We start from the raw sequence: 16,284 nt of genomic DNA on the forward strand, positions 1-16,284 counted from the left end.
TCCATAAACGATAAAGTATGACTGATTGAACAGTGGCGAAATCCTATAAACTGAGTTATCAGTACTAACTCTTAACTATTACAGCCGATTCAACTCTTAAATATCCATGCAGCCTGACGTACTCATCAAACACGTTAGGCTGCATGGAAAATCACCCTGTAATCATACAAAGATGTCTGAGAATAGCAATTAGGCTTTGTCATATATTTTCATTATCTCACATGCCTTACAATCATATAATTACGATTGTGTTCATAAAAACACATATTATTTTCATGTATTACGTGACAGATAAAAACTTAACAAAAAAAATTTTTTTTGGATGTATATCACGTTACTGTCTATTTAACTTCATATAATCCCACAGGTCTTACTCAACAAAAACGGATGATGTTAAATGCCAATTATTACACCGAATGCAACAGTCAATACTTGCAGAATAAATGAAGTAGCTTTAACTAACAGTAATGAAGTACCCCTAGAAGTACGGAAAGTATCGAACAAAAAAAACAGAACGACATCTCTAGACAGTCATGTTTCACAAGCAGAAAGTGAACAATATGCTGAAAAGCCTTTAATTAAAGTCAATAATGAAAATGGTAGTGTTTTAAGATCAGACATCAAAGTAGTCATAGGCGCTCTTGAGGCAAAAATTAGAACCTTAAAGTCAAGCAGTAAGTTAAATTCTGCATTGAGTAATATCAACAAGGTTGTAAATGGCGGTGGTGATGAAAAATTCACCCTAGATGAATTAGCATTACTGGCACTATATCTAGATAAACTCTCAGGATTATTACCAAAAGGTGAGCTAAAAGAACTCACAAAATTAATTAATATACAGATGGAATGCAGCTGGGTAAAAATGAAAAGTGACCAGCATCTTCTGAAAAGAATTACTGAGTTACGGTTTATGCAAGAAGCTGGCGCTGCATTCAAGAACACTGTTAGTGTAGGCGGAAGCGTTGGTTATGGATTTGGTGCTAAAGCCAATTCAACAGGCATCATTAAAAGTGTTACAGCGGGATTAAGCGCTGACATGGTGAGAAATGTATTTGTTGATGATGACCAAACTATATTTGAACAGCATTCAAATGGATTATCTCTAAATGGTGGGGCAGACTGTGATTTTACCGTAGCTAACTTAGGCGTTAAAGGACAAGTTAAAACAGAAAAAGTTTTGCAGAAAGAGTACTCATCCGTAGAACACTTTGCAAGAAATGAGCATGTTAGATTTTCGTTACGTAAAATGAAAAACTCTTTTGTTGACAAGCTCTCATCAAGTTCAACTAAAAGTTTACATCAAGCACAACGAGATGCGTCCAACACATCAATCAGGCTTAATCAATTAATGCGTTCCGTGCTAGGTTTGAATGCAGATATTTTTTGTATAAAACCCTCTAACACTGCACCTAATGAAGCAAATATAAGTGTGACTTCAGCCGATATAGGCGGAAAAACGAATGCAGGGCTAAAAGATCTAAGCGTGGGTGTAGGTTTATCAGCTAATCAATCGCTAACCGTAATTGATATTGAAGCAGAAGGATATCAGAAATTTGTAGAAGATCTAAAAAGAGTCAGTGAACTGCCACCTGAATTCTACGTTAAAATAAAAGATGAAATTGAGTTAGATAGCAGCAAAGAAAATTTATTAAAGCTGTTAGGCATGCTGGAAGCAGATGTTTCTAATTATAACAGTATTGTAAAGAGATACGATGGCGAAAAGTTAAACAATAACGCCAATGACGCTTTGAAACGCGCTCTGAAGGCAGAGAAGTATGCCATCGAAGATCGATGGTCAGCAATAGGCAGACATCAATTTTTACAGTTTGCAGCAGCCAGCCATGCATATATAAGCAAACTTCTTATTGAGGCTAACTTTGATGACATGGACGCCATCAAGAGGTGTGAGGCGTTAATATATAACCCTGATTTCGCATGCTCAGCAGTGAAGCTCAGAAAATTAACCACGCTGCCTAAAGTATTGAAGTTGAAAATAACAGATAATAAATCCAGTTTTGGATTATCAGTAGGTCCTTTCTCCGGAAAACTGGAGATCAATCACCGAGACTTTAAGCATTGCAGCCGGGTAAGGGATGGCAAATATATTGATGTTATTGTAAGTGGCCAGGCTTCAGCAGCACTCAGCATGCTAAACATCAATACACTGAATGATAAAATAAATGAAATACTAGTAGGTCAGGGGCTTAGTGATATTGTTGGTTCGGTGAGTTTTACCCCTGACATGAGTGGTAGTGTTACGCTTTCACATGTCTCTCGATGGTTTAAACCTAATTATAGTCAACATGATAACTTCCCTGGGGATAAAGGATGGAGAAAACAGTTTACTCGTACAGCTGTAGCAACCAACCTGGGAGGAAGTATAAGTGCATCTGGTGGTGCAGGTGTTGTTTTGGGCGCTAGTTTAAGTGCCAGCGAAAGTAAAACAAAAATAAGTAAAGAACACATTGGCACTCACGATTTAACATATACTATTGCTCGATTCAACCATGCTTATACAAACAACGGGTCTAAAATAGACAATGATGAATGGAAGCATTTCTTTGACCAAAATAAACACAGTTATGTGGAACTTTTTAAAAACATGTCCGATAAAGACAGTGCATTATCAAAAGAAGTTTCTTTCTTTTTCAAAGAACTAAAAGATCGAGCCACTGTCATACAGAAGGAAGAAATAGTAAAACTAGAAACTAAATTCTTCGATGCTATGAAAAATGTGAGTGAACAACCGTTCAATGAAGAGATATTTAATGAGGCTAAGGTTCTTTTCGAAGACTTTTTAGAACGACAAGTGTCTCCGTGGCTTGACATCATAAATGAAAAATGGTGGAAACCAGATACCTATAAACAGACCACTCTTAGCGGAAACAGTTTCAGAACAAGAGTGTTAAGGGTTCTTAATATGCACCCTAGGGATAAAAATAATATCGAGAAATTTAAAGAAATCCCAGATATTTCTAGATTATAAAAACTGATATTTTTATGTACAAATGATCCTACATATAGCGTCTTAATCTTTATTTAATTCATAAGTAATATAATTTTAATTCGGCGCTATCTATGCAGCCTAATTACTTTAGGCTGCATAGCAATGTGTACGTATATGCATGGTGCATTTACAATAAATCTAGATGAGATTTTCTAAAGGTTCAGGTTTAGCAAAAAAGAAGCCCTGAATCAGCCTGACTCCACGCTGTTTGAGATAAGCCACTTGGGCTTCATCATCAACGCCTTCGGCTATTATTTCACAATCAATATCACAGCCTGACTTAATGATTGAATCGAGTATTTTTCGCTTTCCATCACTCGAACCAATGGTATCTACAAACAACTTATCAATCTTGATGCTTGTAATCCCCAAGGTATGGAGGTATGCAAAGCCACCAAATCCGACGCCGAAGTCATCAATTTTAAATTCATATCCCTTATTTTGCAGATATAAAATCTCTTTTTGGGCCCGTTCCAGATTTTTAAACGGCATCCGTTCAGTGATTTCAAACTTTATCCGTTGTGGACTCGGCCAATTCAGCTCTGCCAACAACTCTGACAGTGACGACGTTTCCAAATGAGACGGCACAATATTGATGCTCACCCAAACTTCTTTTGGCAATTTTTGCAAATCATTAATGATTTTACGAATCACTTTTTCAGTAATGGGAACAATGAGATCGCTCTCTTCAGCGGCGCCAATAAACATACCAGGAGGCACAATCTCATGATGTTTTTTCCAGCGCAACAATGCCTCATAACCGACGACCTTACCTGTTGTAATATTAATGATAGCCTGGTAGTAAGGAATAAACTGATTGTGTGTTATCCCTCTTTGTATCAGTTCCGTAATCGACTCTTTTTGCCCTTGAAAAACAAAATATATCAGAACAAAAATAAGACCCAACAAAGCTGATACAGGAATGCCAACGATTAATAACAAGTGCGCTGCAAAGTCACGTGCTTGTGCTCCGGTAAAAACGTCTATATCAATATTTAGATCACTATTTTTTAATTTATACTCTAAAAAATCATCCTCTAAGGGAATGTTTTCATTACCACGAATAACAGAGAGTTGACTAAGTTCTTTATCGTTATAGTTGAATTTAACAAAATAACAGTCTTTACATCGAGCGTTAATTTTTTCGCTCACCCAGCTGTTATCAAGCACCCAATAGAGATGGTGTCCATTCAATGAATATTGAATAAAGAATTCCGCATGTTCGTTTGAAGTTAACCCTACACGAAACCCTATAGGAAAATGTGTTGATTCATCATGTTGTAACTCTTTGATACCGATAAAGTCTCCCAGTGTTGAACAGGATTTCCCATCAGCCGTATACATGCCCACAAATCGAACGTAATGGTTATAAAACAAAGGGTTATGCAAAGTTTGAATATCAGCCTCAGAACAATCGTAGTTAAATTTCAACAACTGTTGCATGATCACATTATTGATATGATCAGAGCGAGCCTCTACATACTCGTTTAGTTCTTGTGCCTTAGATTCCTGCATGGTCGACTGAACCAGGACAACAAGAGGATTGAATGCAAGAAACAGAGCACACAAGGGCGCAAGCCCAAGAAATAATGCGGTGATTTTTATTGTTTTTTTCAATGTTCCTCACCCCAGGACAATATATCGTTAGTCAATCCTACCGCGTTTGGTGATTCCCCAAAACAAGATATATGAAAATCCCCGTTACAATTTGATATGCGGCGGGGATGCTTAATTTTAAATAAGTTTTTAACGCTAGGCTATTATATTAGTCGTCACTGTCTTCTGCGCCAATCTCACTGGCGATATAGTCACTATTAACGACATAAGCCTCGACTTCGATACGTTTTCCATTGAGTGTGTCAAACGATAGTCCATCTTCATAGCGTGTATTGTGGTTTGTATATACGGTAACACCACAAACCACAAAGCTTTGCGTGCTCACATCCGTGCTTTGAACAACCCCTTCTATGTCACGATCGTTGTCTGCCCAATCATTGTCATAGCGTTCATCTTCAAACTCAACCTCTGTCGCAATGTTGCTACCACCCGAGCGGCGTGACGTCACTTCTACGCGTGCTCCCTGTTTCAATAAGGCTTTAAAGCCATCCTCAAAACGCGTGCCATTAGTAACAATAAATCGACCACGATAATTGAGTTCAAATAAGGATTGGTCGTTCGCCACCCAAGTCACCAACCCTTCAACTTCGGTGCCATCGTTGATGTCATCATAGTCTTCTACTTCGACGTTTGTGGCGTTCAGTGTTGAAGCGGTAAATTCACCTGTCACTTCCACCCACAAGCCATTCGATAGCATTGCTCCATTTTCGATGAAGGCATTGGCGTAATCCACGCTCAAAGATGTCCCCAGAGTAAATGTCTGGTTGTTCGTATCAAGGTTCGATACCACGCCTTCCACTTCATAGAATCCGTGTAAAGAAGAGTCTGCAAACTCCACCACAGAAAGAACTTGATAACCGCCGGCGGCTGTTGGCAATGCGGAGACCATCACCCAATCACCATCCTGAATATGTGCAGGAAGTGAAGAAAATGTCAGATCCACGCCGTTAACAGTGAATGTTCCCGTGCTGCTATCGATATTACTGATAACACCGGTAATTGTGGGTTCCAATGTAACCTGCACATCACCTACGGCGCGTCCTAAACCGTTCGCACTGGAGACTGAAACCAACATGTTAGGCTTAACATCGGTAAGTTCAACATTTTGCCCAGCATAGCTCACATTCGCCACAGGGTAGGTATAGCCGTTCACCGTAATTGTGTTGCCAGATATAGCGTCAACGGTTCCTTGCACTGCTGCCGGTTTAATAGTTGCGTTAACAGGTTGATCACTGCCTGAACCCCCACCACATGCTGTCAGGGTTAAACTAACGACTGAAATCATTGCTAACTTTTTCACTTATGAGCCCTCTGATTGACAATATCCAAATTCATTTCCTGTATCATAGACAGCCAAACGTGAAGCGTTCGTAAAGAAAGGCAGTGGTACAATGAAAATTCTCGTTGTCGATGACAGTCATCATGTTGCTGAAACCATCTCGGACTATCTTGAGCTTCAGGGCATGGTGACCGATCATGCATATCATGGGGAAGCCGCGGTTCGTCTGGCTCAAGAGAATGAATATGATGTCATTATTATGGATATCATGATGCCCAAGACCGATGGCATATCGGCGGTAAAAAAGCTGCGTGAAGAGATCCTTTGCCAAACTCCGATCCTGTTTCTCACAGCCAAAGATCGCATTGAGGACAAGGTTGCTGCATTCAACGCCGGTGGTGACGACTACTTATTAAAGCCCTTCAGCATGGAAGAGCTTTGCCTGCGGTTACACGCCCTGGCGAATCGGGGCCCCAGAAAAGATGTGGGAAAACTCACCTTCGCCGATATTTGTCTCGACAACCAAACTGAAGAAGTCACACGGGACAATAAACCAATCAAAGTCAGCCGGATTCAGCTGAAAATACTGAAGGTATTGTTACGCCATGCACCGGGGATCGTCAGTAAACAACTCTTGATAGAATCGGTATGGGGAGATGATTCCCCACCCAGTGACGCACTACGCAGTCACATTTATGGACTTCGCAACGCACTGGATCGCGGTTTTGAACAATCACGTTTAGAGACCATTCATGGACAAGGTTATCGACTCAAAGCCTAAACATTACCCAAGTATTTATTGGAAGATACTCTTAAGTTTTGGCTTGTTCATCATTATCACTTTCGCTGTTTTCGGCATGGTTATCTATCAGGCACAAAACCAGATGGAAGTAATAAGCCTTCATCACTGGCTGGATACAGAAGCCAAACAGTATCGAACAGAATACTTGAAAGTCGGAGACGCCGCCGCGCTGCCAAACCCGTCTGAATTTTCAACATACTTGAGTCAACAATCCGCACCCGATTGGTTGAAAGCATATCAAACACCCGGCTTTTTCGAGCATGTGCTTGGCACAGAAGATAAACACTTTCTTGTTGCCCCTCACCCATCTGGACACGATCTGATGTATATCGTTTTTCAGGATGATGCTGACGACTATTTGGATGAATATGAATCAAGTCTCCACACTAATACATTACTGATCGGGGCGGTTTCGTCTTTATTGATGGTCCTTTACGGCAGTTATGTGGTGTATTCACTGGCGCACCCTTTAACCCGAATAAAACAAAAAATTATGCAAATGCCTCCGAATGAACCCGTTTTTGATGTAGATACGGAATACGAAGAGACACGATTGATTGAACAGGCCCTGCTCGATTCGAAAAATGATATTTCGGCGTATTTTCAGCGAGAAAAAGAATTCAGTCGATTTGCGTCACACGAATTACGCACACCTATTATGGTGATACAAGGTTCAACAGATTTACTGGCTCAAATACCCACGTTGCCTTCTGTTGCCCAAAAGGCGGTAATACGACTACAAGCAGCCAGCACTCAAATGCGTGTGTTAACAGAAGCGTTTTTACTGCTTGGCAAAGCACACATTGAAGATCACCATTTTTCAACCCAACGCCTGAATGATTCGCTCACCCAACAGTTGACAGAAATGGCACCACTTTTCGCCAAACAAGGGACCAACTATCAGCTTTCTATCTCTGCTCCTGCCACCGTTCATGCCCCGTCAAGCTTTATCTCAATCATCATCAATAACCTGATCAAAAATGCGTTCAGCTATAGCATTGGTGATATTGACATTTCTCTGTCTACGCACACCCTTACTATCACCAACCGGCATAACGGCCATGAAACCTATAATGCAGGATACGGTTGTGGCCTGGTTATCGTGCAGCGTATCTGCGAACGGATGCATTGGGCATTCAGCACTGAAGATAATGGCTATCAGTTTGTAGCCACCGTCAGATTTTCATCTTAAAAGAGGTGAAAATCGATTGGGTGTTTTTCCTCTTAAATTCCGCCTTGCAGCACCGCACGTAAAGCATGAGCCATACAAGATTGAGCGCACTTACCCGTATTTTCACGATGGTTCTGTATGAGATCTGAAAGACGCAGTGAAAATCATGGCTGACGTTCAGCTTAACTCTAAAATGACAGATGCAGAAGCCGACAGAGTAGTCGAATTCCTGAAGTCCCTGAATGGCGAAATGCCACAGATTATCGTACCCAACCTCCCACCATCAGGCCCACAAACACCGCGTCCGGATGTAGGATAATAAAACACAGGGCAGCATAACGCTGTCCTGATTTTTCACGGTGACCGGAAGAAAAAACGTGTGCTCCGGATTATCAGATCCAATACGACGCAATAAACACAACGGGCCTATGTTTAAACATTGAGGTGACGCCCGGATCAAAGATCTCCCCATGTACGCAGCACAAAAAACAACCGCAAAAACGCAATATCAAAACAAGGTTCAGGTCTCGGGAGCAAACCGTGTAGACTCACATTCACCGGTTCAGCGGTTTTCCCCCCAAACACAGCTCTCTTCTTTTAGCCTTTCAACGCAATTTACCCGTCAAAAAACAGGGGAAGCTGAAGCAAAAACAGCCGGTGATTTGTTCCACCATCACGTGACAGAAAACCCCGATCAGGAAACCCCATCGACACCAAAGTCAGACCAGCACCGGTTGCCAACGCCCAATTACTTATCAGGACAGGGAGCGCCATTGCCGTCCTCTTTACAGTCAGCAATGTGCCAATACTTTCACCAGCCATTTTCACAGGTAACAATTCATAACTCCCCGGCAGCCCATACCGCATCCCAAACCCTGAACGCACGGGCATTTACCATAGGCAACCATATCGCTTTTGGTCGCGGAGAATACTCTCCCCATACCCGTGCAGGGCAATCACTCATCGCCCATGAACTGGCCCATGTTGTTCAGCAACGTCAGGGAAGAGCATCCATCATGCGCCAGGCATTACCTGCCTCTTTACGTTCCCGGCAAAACGTAGAAACCATGACAACGGCCGAACTCAACACTCAAATCGAATTGCTGCTGGAATGGCTGAACAGTCAGGAAACCTATTCAGAAGAACACGATCATTTGCGTGAATACCTTGAGATGATGGAGTATGAACGGCAAAGCCGTGAGCTGAGTACAGAACCACCCACTCCGCCCCAGCCTCCGCCTGCCCAACCTCCCCGCCTGCCCGCTTCCAGTGCTTCGACGCCAGCCCCTACTCCGCAGATTGCAACCATGACGCTGGTAAGCAGCGGAGGAAGTGGGTCAGGCCCAACCAGAACCCCCCTCACTCCCCAGGAAATGTTTCGCATCATTACCGACCAGCGGGCGTGGCATTTCAGCCCAGGGAGAGGTCAGGTAATTGAAGACCCAGCCGGTGTTGGCCGGGGAGTCGGCCCGGCGACCACAGGGAGACCTGCTCACGTTCCCCGGACATCTAGACCTGCCGGTTCAACCGTCTTTGCCTCCATGCAGCTCATAGATGCTCAGGGCAATCAGGTAGCGCTCAGTTACGGTGAACACACCCAATACCGTGCACCACACGCTGAACAGGGCGCAACATCGGCACTGAGACGGGCCATACCACATGGCGCCGATATTCAGGGCGGCAGATTAGTGGTCGTTCTTGATCAGGTCCCCTGTGGACCAGGAAGCGCAAACTGCATGCAAACACTACGAACGGCGGCAAGAGAGTTAGGTGTGGGATTGGAAGTCCTGTTACCGGAACGCCAGGCACAACGTGGCACACGAACAGTACGGCCACGCACCGCTGCAATGGGCTCGCAACGCACGGATATGCCACGGGTCAGGCTGGTCAGGTATGCCCCGCTGTATCGCGCCCCACCAGCCAGAAGGGCGCCGGCCGGGGATGGAACCACGGCCGCCATCGGAACGCCAAACATGTCGGGCCTGAATGTGGGTGGACCTTCGGCGCGCGGTGAAGCCATCGGCGCAGGGATCACCATTGCATTTATGGGCGCTAACTTTATCCTCAATGAAATCAACGATTACATTCAGCAGCAGCGCGTAGAAGAAGCATTGGCGGGCATCAGGACATCACTGGAAACCTACCGGAGTGAACACCGACAAATGGGCACCTTGCTGGTCTTTCGCTATACCCAGCAGGAAGCCCCGCCAGACAGCCTGATACAACCCGGTGCCGTGTTCAGAAGCGTCATGTATTATCATGGTGCGACACAAGATGAGGCAAGGCGGACCTGGCGCAACACACCGGAAATTCACGCCTCACCACAAGGAAGCCGGCAATCGACACAGACCGTCTGGATCCCGCCTATCCAGCGGGCCGCAACACGGGCATTACGAACACCATTCCCCAGAGAGGAACTGGCGACCTTTGCAACAGGCCGGGCTGAATTGCAACATGTCGAATGGGGGGGCATCACCGGCTTTGATGATGAATCCACCCATTCGCTAACACTTGGCAACACCTCACCGCGGTTCTACATCTTGCGAATACCGGATGAACTTGTCTTTATGAATGGCTCAGAGCGCGTTAGCGTCGATATACCCATTACCTTCCGCTCGGCCCATCAAGGCGGCGCGATTCGCGTCGTGAACCTTGACCCGGCCTTCCCCGGCTATAATGTTTCCGCTGCGTTAGTGTTTCCCGCCGACAACGCCACTGAACGGCTTTTTTCACAAACACCCGCGACAAGAGATAACCTCCGCCAGCTGAGAAGCTACACCAACATCAGAAAAGCCAGATGGGTCAGGCCTGAAAATATCCAGCTGCTTGATTAAGGCTTGTTGACGTTTCAAGGTTATTTTGCAAAAGGTCAACAGCCCTGATTTTAGGTGAATTACGAAACAGGAAACTGTGGAATCTGAGATACTGTTGATTCATATTCCCCATGTTCTTTAAGATAGCGTGAACATTCATTTAGCATATTATATACAGCTTGCCGTTCCTCTACTGGCATGGCCAGTATCTGCGGACTCAGAGGAGGGATCACCGGTGACACATTCCTGACTGTCTTTGCAGGTAGCGGCGGTGGCATGTCTTTCATTTCGACATAATCGCCCTCTTCTTTTACAGGACTCATCGTTACGTACACTGACTCTAAAGGCTGTTTAAACATATTCGTTCTCTATTGGCGATAAATACCTAAGGGACATGATCATAAAAACCAACAGAACATGTCCGGAAACACAAACAATACTCCTCTGAAATTAAAAAAAATTCTTATGAAAAAAAATTAAAAAAAAGCCATATCGATTCATGACTCAATTGGTATTGATTTTTCACTTTCTTTAAGATCAATAAGATAGATGAGGATCTTTTACTATCTGGGAGAATTATTGAAGGACAGGCTGACGTATTGCATCTGAGCCGCTAACTGATGGCGGTCCCTTCAGGAGGCATTTCACACCACCACTGACAAGTCCAGGCATTTTAGTGCAGCAAGATAACGTGTTTGTCACCGGGCTTGACCCAACTCATACTCAATTTAAAATCCATAAAGCTCAATTTATGGGTTTTTTAGTGTTGTTATGAGCTTTTTTGTAAACTCACGCCTATCGGCGACCGATATGATGGTGCTCACTTCAAAGAAAAGGAGAACCAAAATGAAATTTACTGTTTTCATTCCATTTCTCGCGGCGGCAGCATTTAACAGCCAAGCATTGACCCTGACAAGTCACGATATTCAGGAAGGTTCACGAATGGCTGACACCTTTGCATTTCAGGGCTTTGGTTGCACCGGCGATAACCTGTCGCCACAACTCAGTTGGAAAGATGCCCCCGAAGGGACCAAGAGTTATGCGATCACCGCCTATGATCCCGATGCACCAACAGGCAGCGGTTGGTGGCACTGGGTCGCTCTGGATATTCCTGCTACGACAACCAGTGTGCCACAGGGCGCCTCCGGCAAATTAAAACAGGCGCGCGAAATGGAAAATGATTTTGGTGCCATTGGATACGGTGGGGCTTGCCCACCCAAAGGACACGGTATGCACCGCTATCAATTTACAGTATGGGCGATGCCTACGGAAAAACTGGCCTTACCCGAGAATCCATCCAATGCATTGATTGGTTACATGCTAAATGCCACGGCGTTGGATAAAGCAACACTGACCGCAACCTATGTCAGCGAATAAGGAAACCCCATGACGAGAGCGTTGGTGCGTACAGGCCAGTTTCGTGGCATTGCCAAACAGCCACTGCGTAATGTGTCGGTTTACGCTCCGACAATTATCTGGGTCCGCCGTGGTTTTAAACAACTTTGGTGGCACGATCGCTCACATCAATATTCATCCCAAGACTGGCTGGTGATTCCAGCCAGTCATTCCCTTACATTCGTTAATGAACCAGCTCAAACTGATTTCTGTTCGCACACATTAACCTTCCTGGAACCACCGCCGCGTGAATGGTTAGCAGAAAGCCAACCAATATCAGTCACCGAGGAACCAAGGTTAGCAGTGACTCCGCAACTGGCTTATTGCTTTGAAACCTTATATGACATGGCGGGAAAATCACTGTCAGAAGCCGCTCAAAGACAGTTTTTACTGGGGTTTTACGCCGAGCTACAAGCAGCAAATGCCCTGCATCTGCTATTTCCCGGCGCAGAGACTTCAATGAAGGAAAAACTTGCCCGCTATCTCAGCGCTAACCCCGGTGATACACATCACATTAAGGTCGTGGCGGCTCATTTTTCGATGAGTCCAGCAACGCTAAAGCGTAAGCTTGCAGCTGAAGACACATCATTCCGTCATATACTGACTCATACACGCATGACCTATGCGCTGTCACTGATGCAAAAATCCCGCTCCCAACTCGATGTGGCGCTGGCATGTGGTTATCAATCAGAAGCACGCTTTTCTCGCCGCTTTAAAGAAGTGTTTGGGCTTTCACCCAAAGAATATGTTCGGACCTTATAACGTTTACCCCCCGACTTTCCCTTTTTTGAACAGAGTTTGGCAATGATGGCTTTGATCAAAAGACATGAGCATGTCCAACCAACCGTAGGGCGTGCAACGCCACAGATCCGTAACTTCATCCACAACAGATGGAGGGGCGTGTCTTTCGAAAAGCTCCCTCTTTCTCCCAAAACATCTGAGGTAGATTAACCGTCCTGATTAATCTTGACGATAAGTTCGTCTTCTACCCGGGCTGCCATTTCATTAGGAACCTGACAGGTGCCTGCATTTTCGTGACCACCACCGCCATATTTCAGCATGAGCTCACCAATGTTAGTTTGGGAAGATTTATCAAAGATCGACTTACCGCATGCAAAAACGGTATTTTGCTTTTGGAACCCCCACAGGACATGGATAGAAATGTTGCACTGCGGATAGAGTGCATAGATTTCAAAGCGGTTACCTGCCCATATTGTCTCTTCCCGGCGAAGATCCAGCAGCACGAGGTTTCCACATACTGATGCGCAGCGCCGGATTTGCGCCTGAAATTTTTCGTGATGGCTGAAATAAAGGTCAACACGTTCTTTGATATCCGGCAGCGCCATGATTTCATCAATAGATTTATCTTTGCAATAATCGATTAAATCCATCATGAGATCATAATTAGAGATCCGGAAGTTCTTGAAGCGGCCAAGACCGGTCCGGGAGTCCATGATAAAGTTCAGCAGACACCACCCTGTGGGGTACAGCACTTCGTCTTTGGTATATTGTGCCGAATCTCCTTTATCAACCTCTTCCATCATCTCATCCCAGTCACTTGGGAAGGTGTTTTTACCGCCAAAGTGTTTCCAAACCACACGCGCTGCGGAGGGAGCATCTGGATCGATAATGTGGTTGGTATTCAGCGCCTGATTGCGGATCATTTCAGAGGCATGGTGGTCAATACATAGGTGTGCATTCGGGGTGTAAGGCAAGTTAGTGGTGATGTCGTATTCGGTAATTTCAACCACCCCGTCTTGCATATCCTTTGGATGCACAAACTTGATGTCATCAATCAAATCAATGTGCTTTAACAGCACCGCACACACAAGTCCGTCGAAGTCACTTCTCGTGATAAGACGGTATCGTCTTTCTGGCATAACCACACTCCCTCAAAAAAGGGCTTCACCCCTTGATGGTTTTCTTGTTATTCCACATATTTCTTAAGAATAAGACGAATGCCCGATTGTGCAACTTGAAGAAGAAACAATATCCTGCACAGGGTACAGTGAAGAAAAATCTCGGAGGATGTCGATATCAGTGCAATCAAAGTGCGGATGTGAAAAACGAAAAAGCCCAGTCCGAAGACTGGGCCCTTGAATGTGGTTGCGGGAGCCGGATTTGAACCAACGACCTTCGGGTTATGAGCCCGACGAGCTACCAGACTGCTCCATCCCGCGTCCGATTCATCGTTTAAAGTACGATGTCGACTTTTTTGTTACCGAACAAGTCGTCAACAAGTATTTGGAGCGACACACGAGGTTCGAACTCGTGACCTCAACCTTGGCAAGGTTGCGCTCTACCAGCTGAGCTAGTGTCGCATGCTATCCGGCATCGCCGAATAAACTGAAAGTGGTTGCGGGAGCCGGATTTGAACCAACGACCTTCGGGTTATGAGCCCGACGAGCTACCAGACTGCTCCATCCCGCGTCCGATTCACCGTTTAAAGTACGATGTCGACTTTTTGTTACCGACCTAGCCGGTAACATTTGAAGCGACACATGACATCCCTAGCCTTCAAGGCTCAGGTGAAGGTCGAAAAAGGTTGCGCTCCACAAACTGAGCGAGTATCGCATCATGGAGGCGCGTCCCGGAGTCGAACCGAGGTCCACGGATTTGCAATCCGCTGCATAGCCACTCTGCCAACGCGCCTTTGTTTGCCCCACTTCAGTAAGTTACCTTCCGTCGTGGTACGGTGCGCATTCTACGGATTCGCGTGATCTAGTCAACACAATTTTTGAAAAAAAAGTTCATTCGCTCAAAATCACGGCAAAGACGACATAAATCGACCATATTTAGCCTTATTTGGTCAGGATCTCGCTGGGAATTTAATATTCCGAAAAGTAAGGTTGATTCTCGCTCCCCTTGATTTTGCAGTTTTAGGCACAGCATGTTGCCAAGAAATCTGGGTTTTACCTGCCATAATCAGCAGAGAACCGGATCCTAATTCAAATTCCCGCTTTTCTCCCGTGTCCAAATGACGTAAAACAAAGCGCCGGGTTTCACCAAAACTGAGTGAGGCAATACTGGGCTCCTGACCTAACTCGACTTCATTGTCCTGATGCCATCCCATATAATCCGAGCCGTCTCGGTAAAGATTTGCTAATACCGAGTTGTACTCAATACCGGCCACCTGTTCGCACTGGGATTTTAACGCAACAAGTGCAGGGGGCATCGGTGCGGCCTTCAACTGCAAACCCGAATAGGCATACGCATGACCAAACCATGCCTGCAAACGGGGTTGAAGGACGTCGCGACCATACATCGTGATGGGGAGCTGCTGCCAGGGCAAAGACCGGTGCAATTGCTGGAAGATGGATTCAGCTTGCGAAGGTGAGAAAAAATCAGGCGCCCAAAACAACGTCGCGCCGGGCAGGTCTATCCAACCGGTTTCCTGAAAAAGATCGCCCTGACGCACACTACCCTCCTTGATAAAGGGAACATGGTGAAACATATCGCTTTGCCCCTGCGCGTATCGCTATAAGGCAAAACGATATTAAGGCAGGCTTAATTGGCAGGGTCAACCCGGTTGTCACGCATACCGTTGACACGGAACCAACCGGCAATGCTGTAGCGCTCGCGATTGGTCGGCAGCACTTCGTGCGGAAACTCTTCCGACAGGAAAACCAGCAGTCTTCCGGCCTTAGGCCAGAGTGTAGTCAGGTGATGGTCGTTACTGTCGTAAATCACAATCTCCCCCCCATCTTCATCGGCCCAGTCGTCATTCAGGTACATAACCGTGGTCAAACGACGGTTGGAGCGACCACCGAACGTATCAAGGTGCTTTTGATAAAAATCACCGATGTCATACCGTGCAAAGTGTGCTTCATATTCGAACAACCCTAAAAAGAAGTGGCGGTTAACATCATTCTTTATCACTTCCATTCGAGAAAGAAAGTCATCCGAGGCAGGATGTTTGCCGCGTTCCAGCCAGGAAATTTTGTCACTACGTATTTGGGTGTTGGTGTGGTGCTGCTGATGTCGTCCAATGCCAGCAGGTTTCATGTTTTCAGGAATCGCTTCGCGAAGTTGTTTGACTTCTTCTGCGCTTAGGAAGTCATCCCACACGTACCAACCCTGGGTATGAAGTGCGTCTATAAGCGTTTCTGTGTTCATTATCAGCACCTTTTTATACAAGGGGCAGAGACTCTACCCCTTGTCTGTGCGCCGCTTCAAATCACAGAATTAATGGAAAGAATT

Annotated in this window: 13 protein-coding genes and 4 tRNA genes; 7 read left to right on the forward strand and 10 right to left on the reverse strand. The window is 45.1% G+C overall.

All coding sequences use genetic code 11. The features are described 5' to 3' along the window. The first annotated feature begins 397 nt into the window (after positions 1–397). Positions 398–2,986 (forward strand): hypothetical protein, encoded by a 2,589-nt coding sequence (locus tag VHA_RS07055; RefSeq protein WP_005503128.1) that lies wholly within the window; start codon positions 398–400, stop codon positions 2,984–2,986. A 159-nt stretch (positions 2,987–3,145) separates the two neighbouring features. Here VHA_RS07055 and VHA_RS07060 read toward each other — a convergent pair whose 3' ends face one another. Beyond that, a complete protein-coding gene (locus VHA_RS07060) occupies positions 3,146–4,624 on the reverse strand; it encodes an EAL domain-containing protein (protein ID WP_005503131.1) in 1,479 nt (492 codons plus the stop codon). 148 nt (positions 4,625–4,772) lie between these two features. Further along, on the reverse strand, positions 4,773–5,909 hold the full coding sequence (locus tag VHA_RS07065; RefSeq protein WP_223173238.1) for a DUF5666 domain-containing protein: 1,137 nt from the start codon (positions 5,907–5,909) through the stop codon (positions 4,773–4,775). 106 nt (positions 5,910–6,015) lie between these two features. Between VHA_RS07065 and VHA_RS07070 the strand changes: the two genes are divergently transcribed. The 4 genes from VHA_RS07070 (at position 6,016) to VHA_RS18425 (ending at position 10,710) form a co-directional block, all read left to right on the forward strand. Beyond that, complete coding sequence (locus tag VHA_RS07070; protein WP_005503135.1) at positions 6,016–6,684, forward strand: response regulator transcription factor; 669 nt, start codon at positions 6,016–6,018, stop codon at positions 6,682–6,684. Then, positions 6,656–7,897 carry a sensor histidine kinase gene (locus VHA_RS07075; RefSeq protein ID WP_005503139.1) on the forward strand — a complete coding sequence of 414 codons (1,242 nt, stop codon included), beginning with the start codon at positions 6,656–6,658 and terminating at the stop codon, positions 7,895–7,897. Before VHA_RS07070 ends, VHA_RS07075 begins: the two co-directional genes overlap by 29 nt. A 145-nt stretch (positions 7,898–8,042) precedes the next feature. Beyond that, positions 8,043–8,195, forward strand: coding sequence for a hypothetical protein (locus tag VHA_RS18820; RefSeq protein WP_005503143.1), 153 nt, complete (start codon positions 8,043–8,045; stop codon positions 8,193–8,195). Between the two features lie 151 nt (positions 8,196–8,346). Further along, the gene (locus VHA_RS18425) at positions 8,347–10,710 is read left to right on the forward strand and encodes an eCIS core domain-containing protein (protein ID WP_005503145.1); all 2,364 of its coding nucleotides are present in this window, start codon (positions 8,347–8,349) and stop codon (positions 10,708–10,710) included. Positions 10,711–10,769: 59 nt separating this feature from the next. On the opposite strand, the gene VHA_RS07085 is transcribed toward VHA_RS18425, so the two are convergent. Next, positions 10,770–11,048: a hypothetical protein gene (locus VHA_RS07085; RefSeq protein WP_040528430.1), complete on the reverse strand. Its 279-nt coding sequence runs from the start codon at positions 11,046–11,048 to the stop codon at positions 10,770–10,772. Positions 11,049–11,535: 487 nt separating this feature from the next. Between VHA_RS07085 and VHA_RS07090 the strand changes: the two genes are divergently transcribed. After that, positions 11,536–12,066, forward strand: a complete 531-nt coding sequence (locus VHA_RS07090; protein WP_005503147.1) for a YbhB/YbcL family Raf kinase inhibitor-like protein — start codon at positions 11,536–11,538, stop codon at positions 12,064–12,066. A gap of 9 nt (positions 12,067–12,075) precedes the next feature. Next, complete coding sequence (locus tag VHA_RS07095) at positions 12,076–12,846, forward strand: helix-turn-helix transcriptional regulator (protein WP_005503149.1); 771 nt, start codon at positions 12,076–12,078, stop codon at positions 12,844–12,846. 185 nt (positions 12,847–13,031) lie between these two features. On the opposite strand, the gene VHA_RS07100 is transcribed toward VHA_RS07095, so the two are convergent. The 7 genes from VHA_RS07100 to VHA_RS07130 all read right to left on the reverse strand — a co-directional run bounded on the left by VHA_RS07100 (position 13,032) and on the right by VHA_RS07130 (position 16,200). Further along, complete coding sequence (locus tag VHA_RS07100; protein WP_040528431.1) at positions 13,032–13,964, reverse strand: DHH family phosphoesterase; 933 nt, start codon at positions 13,962–13,964, stop codon at positions 13,032–13,034. 223 nt (positions 13,965–14,187) lie between these two features. Then, positions 14,188–14,264: transfer RNA gene (locus tag VHA_RS07105), tRNA-Met, on the reverse strand. A gap of 65 nt (positions 14,265–14,329) precedes the next feature. Further along, positions 14,330–14,405 (reverse strand) — tRNA-Gly (locus tag VHA_RS07110). 32 nt (positions 14,406–14,437) lie between these two features. Further along, positions 14,438–14,514, reverse strand: a tRNA-Met gene (locus tag VHA_RS07115). 148 nt (positions 14,515–14,662) lie between these two features. Next, positions 14,663–14,736, reverse strand: a tRNA-Cys gene (locus VHA_RS07120). Between the two features lie 157 nt (positions 14,737–14,893). Then, a complete protein-coding gene (locus tag VHA_RS07125; RefSeq protein ID WP_040528690.1) occupies positions 14,894–15,502 on the reverse strand; it encodes an alpha-ketoglutarate-dependent dioxygenase AlkB family protein in 609 nt (202 codons plus the stop codon). Positions 15,503–15,591: 89 nt separating this feature from the next. Continuing rightward, entirely contained in the window at positions 15,592–16,200 is a 609-nt protein-coding gene (locus tag VHA_RS07130; RefSeq protein WP_005503153.1) for a 2OG-Fe(II) oxygenase, read from the reverse strand. Positions 16,201–16,284: the final 84 nt, after the last annotated feature.

Source organism: Grimontia hollisae CIP 101886 (assembly GCF_000176515.1).
GTDB classification, from domain to species: Bacteria; Pseudomonadota; Gammaproteobacteria; order Enterobacterales; family Vibrionaceae; genus Enterovibrio; species Enterovibrio hollisae.

Excerpts from the sequence above, each read along its gene's own strand:
- VHA_RS07090 (WP_005503147.1), top strand. The coding sequence starts at position 11,536 with ATGAAATTTACTGTTTTCATTCCATTTCTCGCGGCGGCAGCATTTAAC.
- VHA_RS18820 (WP_005503143.1), top strand. The coding sequence starts at position 8,043 with ATGGCTGACGTTCAGCTTAACTCTAAAATGACAGATGCAGAAGCCGAC.
- VHA_RS07100 (WP_040528431.1), bottom strand. The coding sequence starts at position 13,964 with ATGCCAGAAAGACGATACCGTCTTATCACGAGAAGTGACTTCGACGGA.
- VHA_RS07065 (WP_223173238.1), bottom strand. The coding sequence starts at position 5,909 with ATGATTTCAGTCGTTAGTTTAACCCTGACAGCATGTGGTGGGGGTTCA.
- VHA_RS07130 (WP_005503153.1), bottom strand. The coding sequence starts at position 16,200 with ATGAACACAGAAACGCTTATAGACGCACTTCATACCCAGGGTTGGTAC.
- VHA_RS07070 (WP_005503135.1), top strand. The coding sequence starts at position 6,016 with ATGAAAATTCTCGTTGTCGATGACAGTCATCATGTTGCTGAAACCATC.
- VHA_RS07085 (WP_040528430.1), bottom strand. The coding sequence starts at position 11,048 with ATGTTTAAACAGCCTTTAGAGTCAGTGTACGTAACGATGAGTCCTGTA.
- VHA_RS07075 (WP_005503139.1), top strand. The coding sequence starts at position 6,656 with ATGGACAAGGTTATCGACTCAAAGCCTAAACATTACCCAAGTATTTAT.
- VHA_RS07055 (WP_005503128.1), top strand. The coding sequence starts at position 398 with ATGCCAATTATTACACCGAATGCAACAGTCAATACTTGCAGAATAAAT.
- VHA_RS07095 (WP_005503149.1), top strand. The coding sequence starts at position 12,076 with ATGACGAGAGCGTTGGTGCGTACAGGCCAGTTTCGTGGCATTGCCAAA.
- VHA_RS18425 (WP_005503145.1), top strand. The coding sequence starts at position 8,347 with ATGTACGCAGCACAAAAAACAACCGCAAAAACGCAATATCAAAACAAG.